The organism is Actinoplanes xinjiangensis, assembly GCF_003148685.1.
Classification (GTDB): domain Bacteria; phylum Actinomycetota; class Actinomycetes; order Mycobacteriales; family Micromonosporaceae; genus Actinoplanes; species Actinoplanes xinjiangensis.
Genome location: NZ_QGGR01000010.1, coordinates 287,432 through 303,618 on the forward strand (window position 1 = coordinate 287,432; position 16,187 = coordinate 303,618).

The following is a 16,187-nucleotide window of genomic DNA, read 5'->3' on the forward strand; positions in this document are numbered from 1 at the left end:
CTCTAAGTTAGGTGACCATTTGGTCACCTGTCAAGCCGTGGGCTTCGGCGGAAACCGATCATCGCGCGGGCTACGCTCCGCCCGTGTGGCCTTTCACCAAGGGGCGGTCCGCCGCCGACGAGGACGTTCCGGAGTTCTGCCACTTCCTCGGCGACCCGGCTGCCGAGCGCCTGCGATTCGTGCTCCGCAAACGTGACTGGGACACGGCCCGGGAGATCCTGACCACCGCCGACCCGGAGCACCGCTCCTACTACGTACGGGTCGCGGCCGGCACCCTCGGCATCGAGAAGTGGATCAGCGGCCCCATCCGGGAGGAGCCCGGCTCGGTCCTGCCCCTGCTGATCAAGGCCGTCCACATGGTCAGCTGGTCGTGGGAGCTGCCCGGCGCCGCCACCGACGGCACCGCCACCGACGAGGACCGCGCGATCATGACCAGGCACCTGGCCCGCGCCGAAGAGCTGCTGGACGAGGTGCTGGAGCGGAGCCCCGGCGATGCCGACGCCTGGATGTACAAGCTGGAGGCGAGCCGGGCGCTGCATCTGCCGCTGGTGGAGCGATGGCGGCGCTTCGAGCGCCTGGTCGCGATCGACCCCACCCATTGGTACGGCCACGAGGAGATGCTCTGGTGCCTGCGCCCCGACTGGGGCGGCAACACCCCGGCGATGTTCGACTTCGCCCGGACCAGGGCCCTCGCGTGCCCCGGCACCCACGTGCCGGCCCTGGTCGCGCTGGCACACCGCGCCCACACGTGGAACCTGGCGAGGGCCAGAAAGCCGGGCGACCGTGACCGCACTCTCGACCTCACCTACTACGAGTCCGAGAAGGTGATGGACGAGATCTGGGACGCCGCCCAGCTCTCCGTCTGGCACGACGACTACCGGGAGACCCTGCTGACCCCGATCGTCTGGAACAACTTCGCCTTCGCGTTCACCTACGGCGACTTCCACAAGCCGGCGTGGAGTCTCTACGAGGTGATCGGCACCGACTGGATCACCGAGCACCCGTGGGACGACATCGACTTCTTCCTCAAGTCGCGCACCTACACCCAGGACAATCTGGACTGACCGGGCTCGGTACGCACCTCGCGCCACGGGCCGCGTGGTGTCTGGGGGTGGGCCGGCCAGGATCGCCGCCGGCCCGACGCGACACCCCTCTACTTGGCGGCCGACGGTGCCGGGCTGGCGCCCGCGTCGTCGTCGCCCACGCACTCCTCGTACGCCGCCTTGTAGGTCTTGTCCGCCGCGACCTCCCCCGTCACCACGCGGTAGGCCGTGCCTTCGCGCCCGAACCCGGCCGGCGCGCCGGTGGCGGCGTCCACGGGCCACAGCTTCGTCCCGTCGGCGCATTCCACCGCGCCGATGAACTGAACCGTGCCCGCCTTGTCGGTGCACCCCTTCTGCTCGTCGAACCCGGTGACCGGCTGGTCCGGAACGAACACGTCGCTACAGGCACGGACGGCGCCCGGCGACGCGAGCGTCGCTTCCGGCGCCGGCGGTGCGGCCTTGTCGGCCGGGGCGGAACTGGAGCAGCCCGCAAGCGCGGACAGCGCAATCGCACCCAAGACGTGACGTGCCCTCATCTATCCACTCCTTTTACACGGGGGGCAAATGGGGCGAACGGTAGTGGCCTCCGATCGGGCAGTGGCGGACATCCAGTCCGTATCGGGCACCTGCCCCGGCGTCCCGGGCACGGCGGCGGAGACCCTCAGGGAATGCCGCGGGGGAGCACTTCGGGTACGGGTCGTGTGATCTGTCTGCGCAGCGACTCACGAAGGTCGTCCAGCTCCCGGTTGAGCCGGTCGATCTCCTCGAGTGCGGCGGCCCGATCGCCGAACAGACTGTTGATCGCCTCGGCGTGCCGGGCCCTGGCGTCGCTGTCGATCGTGGAGGCCAGTAACTGCGCTTCGCTGATCAATTTGTCGGCTCTGGTGCGGGCGGCGCTGTGCAGTGCCTCCGCTTCCCGTTCCGCGTCGCGGACGTGCTGGTCGGCGAACCGCTGAGCGAGGTCGATGAAGTCGCCGGCGCCGTCGGGCGACGGCGGCAGCTCACCACCTTCCGATGACCGGAGGCGTTTCAGCTCCGACCGCACGTCCCGGGCGTGCTGCTCGGCTCGTGCCAGATCGTCTTCGAGCCGCTCCAGCCGGGCGGCGAGTTCATCCCTGGTGGGACCGCCCTGCAGTTCCTCTCGCAGCCCCCGGTTCTGCGACCGCAGGCGGATCATCTCCCGCTGCACCTTCTCCACGAAGGCGTCGACCTGGCCCTTGTCGTAGCTCCGCACACGCGGCGGGGGCGAGCTGAAGGCCACATTGCGGATCTCGGCGGGGCTCAATGACACTTCGGCTCCTCGCATTGTTCGAACCGGGTCCGGGCCGGGTGCGGGACGCCCCTCTGCTGCCACGGGGCGCCCCACAGGCCGTCATGATCGGCGGGCTGCCCGGCGTAGGAGATTCAGGTACCTCCCAGCGACTTCAGCCGTCCTGCCGGCGAAGGTCCGTTCCCCGCCGGGCGGCGGTGATGAGGTGTAGCGATACCTGCCGCGATATCGCGATCCGGCCCGGCGGCCGGCCGGGAGGAACCGCCTGGTGACGAAGAGCCCCGCCCCGACGGCCGTGACCAGGAGCACGATGAGCACCGGCGTGCTGATGAGCGGCGATGCCGCAACGCTGCGCTCCGCACCGGACAGGGCCCGCGCGGGAGCGGACGGCCCATTGGCGGCGACGGCCGGCGCCGGCACGGTGGGCAGTGCCCGGAAATCGACGATGCCGCTGCTCTCCAACAGCGTCATGTGGGTCATGACGAACTGATTCGCGCGTTGCGCGAGCTTACGAACCGTGTCGTTGCGGGTACCGGCCCGGATCGAGGCGATAGCAGGAAAGATCTTTCCATGCGCCGCCCGCAATCGGTCGATGTATATCTGATCGAAGGTCTTCCCCTGCGCCTGGCGCATTTCTTCGAGCCAGCCCTGCTGGTCTTGGTTGGGCTGATTCGGCAGCACGACACCGAGCTTCTCCGCCGCGTCGACCACCATGGTGTCGAGCGCGTCGTGCTGGGCCGCGATATCACGTCCGATGGACTGGATCCGCTGGCTCTGGGACTTCTGCTGCGCCATCTTCCCGGCAGGCGTCTCCCACAGTCCAGCGAGCCGGACCTTCGTCAGAAAGTCTCGGTCCGCCTCCGAAAGATCGCCCTCACCGCGATCGGACAACAATCCACTCGGAGGTTCCGGCACACCCGGCTCGGCGTGCGCACTCCCGGGGCTCAGCAGGACCAGCGCGACGGCGGTCAGTGCCCCGCCCATCAACTGCCGACACCATCGAGGCGTCCCATCAACGGCGAACAAAGTCACTCTCCTCAACAGCGAACAGTTGGCGTTCCAGCGGCTGGGAGTACGCGCCGGATCGAGTTGTGGATCAACTGATCTGACACCGGGCGACCGTTCCGAAAGGGGTGGGAGATGCGCCGCGATAATGGGAGCCCTCCCAGAAATCGATTGGTTAGTAAAGGTTATGAACGGTCGCCTCATGCCCTCAGTCCAACGCTCGGCGGGCACCAATTCTGCGAATCGCTCATCGACGGCGAAACGTCGCAACGATGACTGAACCGCAAGGGCACGACAAACGCGCCAGGCCGCCGCCGATTCGTGATGCATCGACGTTGACGACGTATTCGGCCATGTGCAGAATCAAGGGCCGTTGTTGTCGAGACGCCTGTTAGAGGTCGAAGTTGTTCGAGGACGCTCCCGTGACATCCGCCGACGACCTGCCGCCGGACACCGGCCTGCGCATCGGTCGATGGGTGCCCGATGTGGCGGACACGACGTCTCGTCACGGCGCCCGCCGGCACACCGAGCGCCGCGCGCCGGTGCGCCATGACCCGGCCGTTCACGCCCCGACCCCGGAGAGGGCGCCGGCGCCCGCCCGCCGATCCGGTCGCCTGTCGCGGCGACGGCGCCGGCTGCTCGCGATGGGGTTGACGGGTGTCGTATCGGCCGGATCGGTTGCGGCCCTGCTGCGGCCTACCGCGGAGCCGGCTGAGTTCTACGCCGACTCGGTAGCCGTCGGTGTCACGGATCCGGGCAGGCTCAACCCGGCCGCGGGGCCGGCCGGTTCCTCTTCTTCGGCCGGTTCCTCTTCTTCGGCCGGTTCCTCTTCTTCGGCCGGGTCCGCGCCTTCCGTCGGGTCCTCGCCTTCCGTCGGTTCGGGCCGGACCACACCTCCGTCCGGCTCGCCGTCCGCACCCGGTCGGACGCCCTCATCATCGGAGGCGAGTGCCAAGCCGACCACCGCTCCGGCCATGGTCACTGTTCTCTCGGCGCAACGAGAGAAGGATCTGCGCTCGATCGAGACCGACAAGAGGACCGAGATCGATTTCGTCAACCACAGGGACGAGTCGGTTGTCATCTACTGGCTGGACTACCAGGGGGCCAGGGAGCGTTACCTGGTCCTCGACAGCGGAGACGCCCGCCAGCAGCCGACTTTCGTAGGCCACCCATGGGTGATCACCACCATGGGCGGTCACAGCCTGGCAGTCGTTCTACCCGCAGACCGTCCGGCTCAGGCGACGATCACCTGATCAGAGCGCAACTCACTTCGGCTCGTCTCCCTGAACGGGTGATGCCTGGTCGGGAGCGGAGGCGAAAGGCACCGGCGGAGGAGCCGGCCTGGAGAAGCGGGCCGGCGGTGACGCCGGAACCGCACTCCATGCCGACTCAACTCTGCCGATCGCCGCTTTCAGCGTGGGCAGGTAGCCGTCGACCTGACCATCGCGGTTCGGGTGCAGCACAGTCCGGTTCTGGATGCCCTCGATGCCGACCAGCCAGGGCGATGTCGAGCACAGGCCGTGTCCCGCGAAACGCTCGGCCACGTCCACGAAGGTGACCCCGGTCGATGCCGCCGCGACGCTCAACACGCGGTTCAGCCCGGTCACGGCGCGGACACCGTTGTCACGCAGGGACTTCGGCAGCCCGGCGCACTCGGCGACGTCCTCGAAAGGCACCGGATAGCCGGTGATCGCGATCCTGGCCTTCGGGGCGGCCGCCTTGACCGACGTCAGCAGCTTCGCGAGGCGGCCGGGCAGCTCGGTCGTCAGGACCGCCTCGGTCTTCAGAAGCTTGGCGCCGCACGCCTCGGCCTGCCCGGGGTCGGCACAGACCGTCAGCACCGCCACGAGATCGAGGTCGTTCGCACCCGCGGTGATGGTGACGAGATTCGTCCTGTCGCTGAGGTCACCGAGTTGCTTCTCCACGACGTCGGACGTCGTGGCGCCGCTGCACGACTTCTGGAGCAGCTTCACCCTGTCCTCCGAGCCGCCGTCGTGGGCGGGAGTGAGCGGAACAGAGCGGTGATGAGACGTGTTTGACCTGGCCTCCGGCAGACGGGTCATCGGACGATCTCCCCATGACTGAGATCCTCGTTCTTGGTGCGGGCCTCAACGGGCTGACAACCGCGATGCTGTTGGCCGAGGACGGCCACCGCGTGACCGTCCTCGAGCGCGACGATGCTCCACCGCCGCCACGGACGGTGCTGCCGCACTGGGACCGCCCGGGTGTCAGCCAGTTTCAAGGTGCTCACTTCATGCAGCCACGCTGGCACGCCGAGATGCGTACCGTGCTGCCGGAAGTTCTGGACGAACTGGTCTCCGCCGGTGGGCGCCCGACGAACACCCTCGATCTCGTGTTCCCGGCCGCGCGGTGCGAGCGGCGTCCGGACGACGGCCGCTTCGACACCATTGCTGCCCGGCGGCCGGTACTGGAAAGCGCCGTGGCCGCGGTAGCGGCGCGCACGCCACAGGTCACCATCCGCCGCGGTGTCCGTGCCACCGGCCTGGTCGTTGTCGGACGGCGGGTCGTCGGTGTTCGCGCCGACTCCGGGGGCCGGACCTTCAAGGTGATGGCTGACCTGGTCGTGGACTGCACCGGCCGGCGGTCACCCTTGCCGTCCTGGCTGGCCGACGACGATCTGGGCAAGCCGGAGGAGGAACGAGCCGACGCCGGATTCGTGTACTACGGCCGGCATTTCCACGGGGCACTGCCCTCCTCGGAGGTGCCCCTGACCCACCGGCACAACTCGATCTCGATCCTCACCGTGCCGTGCGACAACGGCACCTGGGCGGTGGTGTTCGCCGTCAGCAGCCGGGACACCGCCCTGCGGGCGTTGCGTGATGTCGGCCCCTGGAATGCTCTGCTGGCCCGCTATCCGGCGGCCGCGCACTGGGCGGACGGAGATCCGATCACCGCCGTCGACGTGATGGGCGGGCTCAACGACCGCAGCCGGCGCTACGTCGTCGACGGCCGTCCGGTGGCGACCGGTGTCGTGGCGCTCGGTGATGCCGCGTACTTCACCAATCCGGCACTCGGGCGCGGTGCGTCGATGGGCATTCTGCACGCGCAGGTGCTGCGCGACGTGATCCGGGAAACCGGGTTCGACGACCCTGAGAAACTGGTTCTGCAGTTCGACGAGCGTGGCAGCGCGGTGGTCGATCCGTGGTACCGCAACACCACCTGGATGAACGAGCATCGGCTCGCCGAGATCGACGCCGACATCGCGGGCCGTCTTTACCAGCCGGCCGATCCGAGATGGGATCTGGCGCGGAGCCTTTACGCGGACGGGCTCCTGGACCCGGACAGCGCCCGCGTCTATCTCACCGCGGCCGCCATGCTCGAGGCGGGCCCCGGCGACGAGGCTGTCCTGCGCCGGGTCCTCTCGAAGGGGACTGGTGGCCCACGATATCCGCTCCCCGGGCCGGACCGTGCCGAGCTGCTCGCCGTCCTGGACCTCGCGGCCGGGCAGGCCGGGAACGAGATCTGAGCGGACCGGTCCAGAACCGGCGTGGTGTCTTCGCGGTGCCGGCACCCACCCTCACCGAACTGATCACTACCGGCACCGGCAAGGGTGGAGCCGGTGGGCTCAGCCGAAGACGACGCGCCACCTCTGGTGGTCGGTGCCGTTGCAGTGCAGGAAGTAGGCCTCGCCCCCGTGGTTGCCGTCGATGCAGGATCGTCCGGTGAGCTCCAGGAATCTGCCGCTCAGGGTGATGTCGTCCCAGCTGGGTCCCGCGGGGCGGAAGGCGGACCAGCACTCGCCCGTGGTCAGCTGGGGATTGCCGGCATCGTCGAGGTCGCCACTGAGGCATCTGCCGGTCGCCGCGTTCCGCAGACCGATCGGTGTGTCCATGTGCTGGTCGCTATTGGAGTCGAAGTACCACTTCTGGTGAGGATTTCCCTTCTCGCAGGGCAGTGTGTACACGTCGCCGCGGTCGTTGCTGTCGAGGCAGCGACCCGTCGCGTGGTTCTGCAACTGCCCCTCGAAGGTGCTCGCCTGAGCGGGCGACGGGTACAGCAGCCCTCCGGTGAAGGCCATGCCGAGTACGGCCGCGAGGATGCCGGCGCGGGACAACGGGCGGTGCATGATGGTCCTCTCTGATGGTGGAGCCGGAACGCGATGGACGTGCCGCCGGTTCGCCCGGCGAGATGCCCTCTGTCAGGTGGCGAGTGCCTCGGTGGGAGGCATCGTGGCGGCACGAGCGGCCGGATACCATCCCGCGACAGCTCCGACCACCACGGTGGCCGCCAAGCCGCCGGCCACTGTCCACAGCGGTAGAACCGGGGGCCAGCCGCGGTACCAGGCGTATCCGCCGGTCACCATGGCTCCGGTCAGCATTCCGCCGGTGCCGCCGAGTGCCGCCAGTAGCAGGGACTCGGCCAGGAACTGGGTCCGGATCTGCCCTCTGGTGGCTCCGAGTGCTCGGCGGAGCCCGATCTCACGTCGGCGTTCCAGCACGGAGATGACCATGGTGTTCGCGATGCCCACCCCGCCGACCAGCAAGGCCACCGCGGCGAGGCCCAGAAGGAGGCCGCTGAAGGCCTCATCGGTACGCCGGGCCGCGGCCAACGCGTCCGATGGCCTGGAGACGCGTACCTCGAGCGGAGCCTCCGGGTTGATGGTGGCGGCCAGCAACGCGCGTACCTTCTCGACGTCTCGTTTCTCGGAGCGGGTGTAGATGGTCGTCGGCGAGCCGTCGAAGTCGAGCAGCCGCTTGGCCGTCTCCCATCCGGTGAGGGCCGATGCGTCGAGTTCTGGGGCAAGCGGGACCGGATGCAGGATCCCCACCACGGTGAACCATCGGCCGGCCGACCAGACGCTCGGGCCGGGCCGGTCGATACCCAGCCGGTCGGCGGCAAGCGAGCCGAGCACCAGTACCGGACCGTCGGGTGCATTGTCGAGCCAGCGGCCACGTGCGAGCCGGGCGCCGACGGTACCGAGCAGGTCGGGCCGGGCAGCCTGAACCTGCAGGCTGCCCGACTCACCCACGGGGATGTGCTCGTTGCGGTAGACCTTCTCGTCGAGCCGGCCCGTTGCGGAGACCGATTGCACCGACGGAATGCGGGCCACCATGGACGATGCTTCGGGGCGCAGCTTCGCTTTCGTACCGTCGAGCTTGTCGCCTGGTTGGGTGATCAGCAGGTTGGTGCCCAGCGCGTCCAAGTCCCGGGTGACCGCCGCCTTGCTCGACGCGGAGATGGCCACTACCGCCACCATGGCGGCGACGCCGATCGCGATGCCGAGGGCCGACAGGGCGATGCGCAGTGGACGGCTGCGGAGGCCCGCGCCGCCCACGCGGACGGTGTCGGCGATCGAGAGCCGGCTCATCGCTCGGACAATCGGCCGTCGCGCAGTCGCACCCGTCGTGGCAGCCCGGAAGCGATCTCCTGGTCGTGGGTGATGATGATGATCGTCGTTCCGGCCGCATGGAGGTCGTGCAGAATGCCCATGACGGTCTGGCCGGCGGCCGAGTCGAGATTGCCGGTGGGTTCGTCGGCGAGTAATACCGGCGGGTCGCCGATCAGGGCCCTGGCCACCGCGACTCTCTGCTGCTCACCACCGGAGAGCTGGTGGGGCCGGTGGTGAGCGCGGTGTTCGAGCCCGACTCGAACCAGCGCCTGGACGGCCAGGCGACGTCGGTCCCGCCGTCGCACACCGCAATACAGCAGTCCGTCCGCCACGTTGTCGAGCGCGGACACGCCTGGTGCGAGGTGGAACTGTTGAAAGACGAAGCCGAGGGTGCGCGCTCGCAGGTGGGCCAGGCCGCGGTCGGAGAGCTGTGACAGGTCCTGGCCGTCGATCCGGACGCAGCCGTCGGACGGGCGATCGAGGGCACCGAGCAGGTGCAGCATCGTTGATTTCCCTGAGCCGGACGGGCCGATGATGCCCACCATCTCGCCGGCCGTCACCGACAGGGACACGTCGTGCAAGGCGTGGACGCCGCCGGTGTAGACCTTGTGCACGTGGGTCATGGAGATCACTGGGGCATCACCACCTGCAGACCGGCCGTGACGCCGTCACCACTGACCTCGACCTTCCCCCCGGCGAACATGCCGAGTTTCACCGGGAGATAGCGCGTCCCACCCGGGCCGTCGAGCTGCAGGCCGTAGCCACCTTCCGGCAGGGCGAGCAGCGCGGCGACGGGTACCGCCAGCACGTCCTTGCGTTCCTCACTCACGTAACCGACCTCCACCGGCGTGTCGCGTAGCCCGCCGGCCGTTTTGCGATCGTCGATGCGGATGGTGACGGGAATGGTGGGCTCGCCGCCGTCCGTACCGGGACTGATCTTGGCGCCGACGCTGGTCACGGTGCCCTTCGTGTCCTTACCGGTGGGCAGGGAGACCGTGACCTTCGTGCCGGTCCGGGCCCAGCCGGCCTTGCCGACCTCCGCTTTGACGGTCACCACCGACTGCGTGCCGGTCCAGGTGTAGATCGGGCCGGTGCCGGGATCCCCGACCCGGGCGCGCACCTCGCTGATCCGCACGTCGCCCTTGGCGATGACGACCCAGGAGGAGTCCACCCGGCCCGTCTCGGGGCGGCCGAGGTCGTGCTGCCAGCGCCGCACCGCGTCCGCGGTGGCGGAGGTGAACTCATCGTCGGCGGTGAAACCCGCATAGCCGAGGGCGGAGAGGTTTCTCTCCAGCTGTTTCACGTCCGGGCCGGTCAGGCCCGGGGCGAGTGCCCGGTAGACCGGCATCGCGCCATGCAGGAGGACAACGCGTTCGTTGTCGACTCGCAGCAGGGTTCCGCCCCGCTTGATGATGGTGTCGGCTCCGGCGAGCCAGGTGATGGTGCCGGGCGTCTTCCCGTCGAGGGGGTTCTCCGTGCCATAGCCGAGCCGGCCTTCGACGGTGACCACCTGAGCGATGCTTTCCCGTTTGATGACGGTGGTCGGGTGGGGCGTCGGTGGGGGTGGTTGATCATGGGGCCGGGGAGCCCACTGGTTGACCCCCAGCGCGACGCCGGCAGCGACGGTGACAGCCGCGCCACTCACTGTCACCCTGGTACGCCATGTCACTTCGCCGACCCGATGACCGGCGGTACCGCGGCGCCGTCGGGCAACTTGCACTTCTCCATGATCTTGCCCATGTTCTCATCGACGGTCAGGCCCTTGCCGGGCGAGTTCAGGCGTCCGGTCTCCGGGTCCGGGTCGGGGAAGTCCGGTGCACCGTTCTCCCGCATGCATTTCGCGAAGGCACGCAATTGCTCGGTGTACTCGGGATCGGGCTTGTCGGCCTTTCCGCCGTTCGGCATGTACTGCCGGCACTTCTCCAGGGCGGCCGCCATCTTCTTCGCCGACGCGCTGCCCTCCTCCCCGGGGCCTTGGGCGGGGAGGAGGACCGGCGAACCGGGCGCCGGATCAGGAATGTCGACCCCTTCATCGCGCATGCATTTGGCGAATGTGACGCCTTCGTCGGCCCCGCCTTGGGAAGAGCCGGCGTTCGGCGGCACGGTGGCCTCCTTGTCGGCGCAGGCTGCGACACTGCCGGCCGTCAAAGCAAGCATGAATGCCAAGCCAGAGAATCGGAGTGCAGGAGACATGGGTCGTCCTTTCTGGTCGATGCCGGAAACAGAACCAGAAAGACAGTTAAGTGAGAGTTAACGAAACTGCTAACGTTCTTTTAACAGGCTGGCCGGTCATAATGTCCGGGTGCGGATACTTGTGGTCGAGGACGAGGTTCAACTGGCGGACGCGATCGCTGAAGGCCTTCGATTGCAGTCGCTCGCCGTCGACGTCGTCTACGACGGCGAGGCCGCCCTGGAGCGGCTCGTCGTCAACCAGTACGACGTCTGCGTGCTCGACCGGGACATTCCTCGCGTGCATGGCGACAAGGTCTGCGAGCACATAGTCGCGACCCCGGGGGATGTACGCGTTCTGATGCTGACCGCGGCCGGCTCGGTCATCGATCGGGTGGGTGGGCTCTCCCTCGGTGCCGACGACTACCTCACCAAGCCGTTCGCCTTCGCCGAGCTGGTCGCGCGGGTGCGTGCCCTGGGGCGACGTTCCCGGCCCGCGGCGCCGCCGGTGCTCGAGCGTGCCGGAATCCAGCTGGACACCACCCGGTATGAAGTGGTTCGTGATGGTCGCCGGATCTCGCTGTCCCGCAAGGAGTTCGCCGTGCTCGAGGAGCTGCTGCGGGCCGAGGGGGCGCCGGTGACGACAGAACAGCTGCTGGAACGTGCCTGGGACGAGAACATCGACCCGTTCACCGGCGTGGTCCGGGTAACGGTGCTCAATCTACGCCGTAAACTGGGCGACCCGATGGTCATCGAAACCGTCACCGGGCTGGGATACCAGATCCGATGAACCGACGGCGCCGAACGGTACGGGCCAAATTGACAGCCCTGTACGGCCTACTCTTTCTCCTCATCGGCGCTGTCCTGCTGGGCATCACCGCCATTCTGCTCAACGAACGGCTGAACGACCAGGCGATCAACACCGGAATCGTTTATTCGGCACCCGCCACACAAGCCATCGCGCCCGATGACGGAACGGCTGTACGGGGAACGCCCGATCCTTTTCCGGACGCTGCTGAACGCCTTCAGTTCGCCGAGAAACTACAGGCCGACTTCCGGGAACGCACCATGGCCTCGCTGCTGCAGCAGGGCACGCTGGCCCTTTCGGCCGTCGGTGTCGTCGGAGTCTGGCTGGCCTGGGGCGTGGCCGGGCGCACCTTGCGGCCGCTTCAACAGATCACCACTACCGCCCAGCGAGTGGCGCACGGCAATCTGCACGAGCGGATCGGGCTCGACGGCCCCCACGATGAGCTGCGTGATCTGGCCGACACGTTCGACGACATGCTCAGCCGGCTGGACGCCGCGTTCCACTCGCAGAAGCGGTTCGTGGCGAACGCCTCCCACGAGCTGCGCACACCCCTGTCGATCAACCGGACACTCATCGAGGTCGCGCTCAGCCACCCCGACGTCCCCGATCAGACCGTACGTCTCGGGACTCAACTGCTCGACGTCAACAATCGCCACGAGCGGCTCATCGAAGGTCTGTTGCTGCTGGCCACCTCCGAGCATGAGATCGCCGACCCGACGATCGTGCGGCTCGACCAGGTGACGCAGCGGCTGATCACCGCCGGCCGCCCGGCGGCCGGGAGCGCCGGCGTCGAAATCCGGCCCGTCATCGAACCGGCACGGGTCATCGGTGATGCCGTACTGCTGGAACGGCTGATACAGAACCTGCTCACCAACGCCGTCAACTACAACATCGCTTGCGGTGTGGTCGGCATCCGATGCGAAGAGCTCGACGGCACCGTTGCGCTCACCATCTGGAACACCGGCCCGCTCATCGACGACCACGAGATCGACGGCTTGTACGAGCCCTTCCGCAGGCTCACCGACAGGATCGACTCCGTCCGGGGCAGCGGCCTGGGACTGTCCATCGTCAGATCCATCGCCGCCGCACACCACGCTCGCATCACCACCACCGCGCGCCGCGACGGTGGCCTGGAGACCACGGTGCGGTTCCCACCGGCCGATGCGACGGCCGGGCTGACGATGGGGTCCCGTACCCGGCGCCGTGGTGGTGTCGACGCGGAAGGCGAGCGGCCGACATGATCCCTTCGCGGGTCCCGCTCACGCGGCCGCCGAGCGCACGTCCTGAACCTCGAGGCCGGCCGATGCATAGGCGAGACCCCGATGCCCGCGAGTCGTCCAGACGCTGACCACCGTGACGACGGCGAGCGGGTACGCCAGCAACGAGACCATCGAGTCGGCCTGCGCCAGGATCGACCAGCCGCCGATTCCCAGCGTCCAGCGCAGCACCGCGCGGCCGGCTGTCGGCATCCGGGCCGGCCGCAGGCGTACCACTGCCTCCCCTGCCGTGCGACCGGTGACGCCTATGCACGCCAGCTGGCCGAACGCCGGGAGCAGGGCCACCAGATAGCTCGTGGTGCCGGATCCGCCGGCCCGCACGTCCCCGCCGGCCGCGACCGCGACGGTATCGACGACCGCGGACAGCACCCCACCGGCCAGAGCGACCAGGAGCACGTCGGACAGCATCCCCGCCAGCCGTCGCCCGGCGGTCACCGGCTGTCCCACCTCGCCAGGGTCGTCCCGCCGGCTCGACACCACGGCGACCAGCGGCGCGGCGAATGCTCCGCACAGCGCCCCGAACGTGTTGACGAGAAGGTCGTCCACGTCGAACTGGCGATAGGCGCAGGGATAGACGAACCAGCCCCCGGTCACCTGAGTGCACTCCACCAGCAGCGACACGAGGAAGCCGGCCACTGCGGCACCCGCCAGGCCTCCGGCGGCGCGACGATGGCGCCGAGCATGCCGCACGAACATACCGAGAGGGATGAACAGCACGACGTTGAGCAGCACCTGAGCGATCGCCCAGTTGTTCAGCAGGGATGCCGGTCCGTGGTATCCGCCGTGCCGCTCGATGTTGCTCAGGAACCCGAACAGCCTTGTCTGCGGCGCCTTCCCACCGCTCACGCACATGTCCGCGGGCTCCGCCGGCAGCGGCAGCATCGTGTAGGCCAGGAGCGCCAGCGCATACACCAGAACGCTGAAGGCCAGGATCGCTGATCCAGCCGACATCCTGCCGCGGCGCCGGTACCGGGCCGCCACCCATGGCACGAATCCCGCGACGGCCAGTACGACGCCCACGCCGAGCGCCAGTACGCCCGGTGCCATCGATGCCACAGTCACTCCGCTCTGCATGCGCTCCGCTCACCCGGCGGGCCAGGGGCAATCAGATCAACCGACGGCTTCTCGGGGAACGCATCTGAGCGCAGGTGAACGACAGTGAGCGGGAGGAGTCCCGGTCAGGACCGCAACTGTTGTCGCTGCCACAGGTGGTCGGAGAGCCGTTGGACGCCGCGTGCGAGATGGCGGCGGTAGGTGCCGAGAGGAAGTCCGAGCCGGTGCGCGGCAGCCTCCTGGGTGCGAGGCTGCTCGAGGTACGTCACGGCCAGAGACCTGTGTTGCCTGGCGTGCCGCGGTTCGTCCAGCATCTCCGCGACCGCGCTGGTCAACATCTGCCGTAGCGCCTCGATCCGGTCGGCGCCCGCTGCGTCCGGGGCACCGCAGAGCTGCAGCAACGGGCTGGCGCTGAGGGCGATCGGGTCATGCAGATGCCGCAGCGCCTCCCTGACCGCCTGGTCGAACGCATCCCTGTCGAGGCTGGAGCTGTTCACCGCTGTGGCGGTGCCGGCCGGGTCCGCCTCGTGCAATGCCAGGGCCTGTTGAAGCCAGACATCCAGCCCTTGCCGGCGCCAGTCGTGCCCGTACAGCGTGAAGGGCCGCCCGGGCGGCAGCGTCACCTCGGCGAACGGGAGGTGGCCGTCCATCCTCATCAACGGCGTCCACACCCGGGCGTCCGCCGTCGCCACGAAGGAGCAGGCCACCGCCTGCTCACGCAGCCAGGAACGGATCACGCGCTGCTGCATCGCCAGATCGGCGCCGGGGACAGAGCCGTTCATGCTCCTTGCCCGGCCGGACGGCCCGCGGGAGACGGCGAAGCGCAGAATCATGATCTGCTGTCCGTGTGCCACCGGGCCGGATCTCTCACTCCACTTCCAGCAGGCGGCGGTGACCGGATCGGCGGTGGCGTGCTGTCCGGCATCGGTGAGCCGCAGCCAGAGAAGAAAACCCACAGGCGCGTCGTCGTGGGTGCTGCGGTAGATCCAGAAATCGGCAGGCCGATGCGTCAGCCAGTGGCGGGCGACCCGGGCCTCCGCCGGGCTCTCGGCTTCCTCCAGGTGCTGCACCACGAAGGCGTGGTCCTCCGGTTGCAGCGGGCTCTCGTACACGTCGCCGTCTTGCCGGGTCGTCGGGAAATACCGCTTCGCGGGACCGTGCCACTTCAGATGACACAGCGCCCGGGTGGCGCTGAGCACGTTGTGCGGATCGGCGTTCCGGGCCCGGTCGATCAGATGACGGACGCCGGCGTTGTGCATCTGCTCGTATCCCTGCGGGTCACGCCAGCGCAGGTCCCGGTCCAGCACCTCGCTGACCAGTTCGTGGACGGTCAGTCCGTTCCTGCCCGGCTCCGCGAACGGGAGGTCCCGCAACCAGGCGAAGAGCGCCGCGGCGTGTTGCCTGCCGACCACCGCCCCCAGCAGATCCTCCGTCGTGGTGTAGTTGTGCGCTGCGGTCTCCAGCGCCAGGCGGTGCCGGTCCGACGGAAGATCCCCCACCAGATGGTTGAGCAGTGCGGTCAGCACGTCCGGTCCGGGAGTCCACGGGGTACGTCCGGGCGGTCCCGCTGCCGCAAGGACGCCCGCCAGACTCAGCGCAAGAGGGTGGCCCCCGGTGAAGGCGAGAATCTCACGGCTCGTGGAGTCGTCGGCCCCGCGACGCGACAACAGATCCAGCGCGGCCTGCTCGTCCAACGGTTCCAGGCTCATGACGGCCAGCGACCCGGTCCATGCCACGTCGGTCGTCCAGTCGCGGCTGGGCGGACAACGACCAGCGAGCACGATGACCGTCCGTTCCGGCAGCGTGGGCAGGAAGTGGTCGCGCAGCCAGTGTTCCAGGCCCTGACAGTGCTCGAACGCATCGATCAGCAGCACGGCGTGGTCATCGTCGAAGGCTTCCTTGGTCTGCGTCCGGAAGCCGTCCGGTGAGGGATCGATGTACCGCCCGTCGACGAGTACGACGGTTCGCCCCGCGGCCTCGGCCTCATCGGCGAATCGCCGTACCAGCGTTGATTTGCCGATCCCGCCCATGCCGTGCACGAAAAGCGTCGAAGGGGCACCCCGCTCCTGCCGTAAGGCAGCCCTGAAGACCGCCGATTCGCGGTCCCGGCCGACGAACGCCGATCGGCGTCGTTCCGCCAGGCGTGCCGCCATGCTCCGCACGGTGCCGCTCACGTCACTGCCCCTCTTCCTGCCACATCCCCGCGGACGAG

General features: G+C 68.5%; 16 protein-coding genes. 5 read left to right on the forward strand and 11 right to left on the reverse strand.

Translation table 11 applies throughout. From position 1 onward, the window contains the following. The first annotated feature begins 83 nt into the window (after window positions 1-83). The gene (locus BC793_RS23805; protein WP_109595751.1) at window positions 84-1,064 is read left to right on the forward strand and encodes a hypothetical protein; all 981 of its coding nucleotides are present in this window, start codon (window positions 84-86) and stop codon (window positions 1,062-1,064) included. Between the two features lie 89 nt (window positions 1,065-1,153). Here BC793_RS23805 and BC793_RS50680 read toward each other — a convergent pair whose 3' ends face one another. The 3 genes from BC793_RS50680 to BC793_RS23820 all read right to left on the reverse strand — a co-directional run bounded on the left by BC793_RS50680 (window position 1,154) and on the right by BC793_RS23820 (window position 3,297). Beyond that, a complete protein-coding gene (locus BC793_RS50680; RefSeq protein WP_203896339.1) occupies window positions 1,154-1,579 on the reverse strand; it encodes a hypothetical protein in 426 nt (141 codons plus the stop codon). Window positions 1,580-1,704: 125 nt separating this feature from the next. Next, window positions 1,705-2,334: a DivIVA domain-containing protein gene (locus tag BC793_RS23815; RefSeq protein ID WP_158319336.1), complete on the reverse strand. Its 630-nt coding sequence runs from the start codon at window positions 2,332-2,334 to the stop codon at window positions 1,705-1,707. Window positions 2,335-2,415: 81 nt separating this feature from the next. Further along, entirely contained in the window at window positions 2,416-3,297 is an 882-nt protein-coding gene (locus tag BC793_RS23820) for a DUF4142 domain-containing protein (protein WP_109595755.1), read from the reverse strand. Window positions 3,298-4,292: 995 nt separating this feature from the next. Here BC793_RS23820 and BC793_RS23830 point away from each other — a divergent pair. Continuing rightward, window positions 4,293-4,571, forward strand: a complete 279-nt coding sequence (locus BC793_RS23830; RefSeq protein ID WP_109595759.1) for a VHL beta domain-containing protein — start codon at window positions 4,293-4,295, stop codon at window positions 4,569-4,571. Window positions 4,572-4,583: 12 nt separating this feature from the next. Here BC793_RS23830 and BC793_RS23835 read toward each other — a convergent pair whose 3' ends face one another. Beyond that, window positions 4,584-5,291 carry an SGNH/GDSL hydrolase family protein gene (locus BC793_RS23835; RefSeq protein WP_239170247.1) on the reverse strand — a complete coding sequence of 236 codons (708 nt, stop codon included), beginning with the start codon at window positions 5,289-5,291 and terminating at the stop codon, window positions 4,584-4,586. Window positions 5,292-5,395: 104 nt separating this feature from the next. On the opposite strand from BC793_RS23835, the gene BC793_RS23840 reads away from it, so the two are divergent. Further along, the gene (locus tag BC793_RS23840) at window positions 5,396-6,805 is read left to right on the forward strand and encodes an FAD-dependent oxidoreductase (RefSeq protein WP_109595763.1); all 1,410 of its coding nucleotides are present in this window, start codon (window positions 5,396-5,398) and stop codon (window positions 6,803-6,805) included. 99 nt (window positions 6,806-6,904) lie between these two features. On the opposite strand, the gene BC793_RS23845 is transcribed toward BC793_RS23840, so the two are convergent. The 5 genes from BC793_RS23845 to BC793_RS23865 form a co-directional block, all read right to left on the reverse strand. Next, window positions 6,905-7,405 carry an RICIN domain-containing protein gene (locus tag BC793_RS23845; protein ID WP_109595765.1) on the reverse strand — a complete coding sequence of 167 codons (501 nt, stop codon included), beginning with the start codon at window positions 7,403-7,405 and terminating at the stop codon, window positions 6,905-6,907. A gap of 72 nt (window positions 7,406-7,477) precedes the next feature. Next, the gene (locus tag BC793_RS23850; RefSeq protein WP_109595767.1) at window positions 7,478-8,647 is read right to left on the reverse strand and encodes an ABC transporter permease; all 1,170 of its coding nucleotides are present in this window, start codon (window positions 8,645-8,647) and stop codon (window positions 7,478-7,480) included. After that, complete coding sequence (locus BC793_RS23855) at window positions 8,644-9,300, reverse strand: ABC transporter ATP-binding protein (RefSeq protein ID WP_203896338.1); 657 nt, start codon at window positions 9,298-9,300, stop codon at window positions 8,644-8,646. Before BC793_RS23855 ends, BC793_RS23850 begins: the two co-directional genes overlap by 4 nt. Beyond that, window positions 9,297-10,178: a peptidoglycan-binding protein gene (locus BC793_RS23860; RefSeq protein WP_109595769.1), complete on the reverse strand. Its 882-nt coding sequence runs from the start codon at window positions 10,176-10,178 to the stop codon at window positions 9,297-9,299. Before BC793_RS23860 ends, BC793_RS23855 begins: the two co-directional genes overlap by 4 nt. Window positions 10,179-10,333: 155 nt before the next feature. Further along, window positions 10,334-10,861, reverse strand: a complete 528-nt coding sequence (locus tag BC793_RS23865; protein ID WP_146246398.1) for a hypothetical protein — start codon at window positions 10,859-10,861, stop codon at window positions 10,334-10,336. Between the two features lie 109 nt (window positions 10,862-10,970). Between BC793_RS23865 and BC793_RS23870 the strand changes: the two genes are divergently transcribed. Both BC793_RS23870 and BC793_RS23875 read left to right on the forward strand, forming a co-directional pair. Next, complete coding sequence (locus BC793_RS23870) at window positions 10,971-11,627, forward strand: response regulator transcription factor (protein ID WP_109595773.1); 657 nt, start codon at window positions 10,971-10,973, stop codon at window positions 11,625-11,627. Window positions 11,628-11,656: 29 nt separating this feature from the next. Next, complete coding sequence (locus tag BC793_RS23875; protein ID WP_158319337.1) at window positions 11,657-12,886, forward strand: sensor histidine kinase; 1,230 nt, start codon at window positions 11,657-11,659, stop codon at window positions 12,884-12,886. Between the two features lie 18 nt (window positions 12,887-12,904). On the opposite strand, the gene BC793_RS23880 is transcribed toward BC793_RS23875, so the two are convergent. After that, window positions 12,905-13,969 (reverse strand): VanZ family protein, encoded by a 1,065-nt coding sequence (locus BC793_RS23880; RefSeq protein ID WP_239170254.1) that lies wholly within the window; start codon window positions 13,967-13,969, stop codon window positions 12,905-12,907. 131 nt (window positions 13,970-14,100) lie between these two features. Continuing rightward, on the reverse strand, window positions 14,101-16,128 hold the full coding sequence (locus BC793_RS23885) for an AAA family ATPase (protein ID WP_146246399.1): 2,028 nt from the start codon (window positions 16,126-16,128) through the stop codon (window positions 14,101-14,103). Window positions 16,129-16,187: the final 59 nt, after the last annotated feature.

Coding starts and splice junctions, on each gene's coding strand:
- BC793_RS50680 (WP_203896339.1), bottom strand. CDS start 1,579: ATGAGGGCACGTCACGTCTTGGGTGCGATTGCGCTGTCCGCGCTTGCG.
- BC793_RS23820 (WP_109595755.1), bottom strand. CDS start 3,297: ATGGGCGGGGCACTGACCGCCGTCGCGCTGGTCCTGCTGAGCCCCGGG.
- BC793_RS23830 (WP_109595759.1), top strand. CDS start 4,293: ATGGTCACTGTTCTCTCGGCGCAACGAGAGAAGGATCTGCGCTCGATC.
- BC793_RS23840 (WP_109595763.1), top strand. CDS start 5,396: ATGACTGAGATCCTCGTTCTTGGTGCGGGCCTCAACGGGCTGACAACC.
- BC793_RS23845 (WP_109595765.1), bottom strand. CDS start 7,405: ATGCACCGCCCGTTGTCCCGCGCCGGCATCCTCGCGGCCGTACTCGGC.
- BC793_RS23850 (WP_109595767.1), bottom strand. CDS start 8,647: ATGAGCCGGCTCTCGATCGCCGACACCGTCCGCGTGGGCGGCGCGGGC.
- BC793_RS23865 (WP_146246398.1), bottom strand. CDS start 10,861: ATGTCTCCTGCACTCCGATTCTCTGGCTTGGCATTCATGCTTGCTTTG.
- BC793_RS23880 (WP_239170254.1), bottom strand. CDS start 13,969: ATGGCACCGGGCGTACTGGCGCTCGGCGTGGGCGTCGTACTGGCCGTC.
- BC793_RS23885 (WP_146246399.1), bottom strand. CDS start 16,128: ATGGCGGCACGCCTGGCGGAACGACGCCGATCGGCGTTCGTCGGCCGG.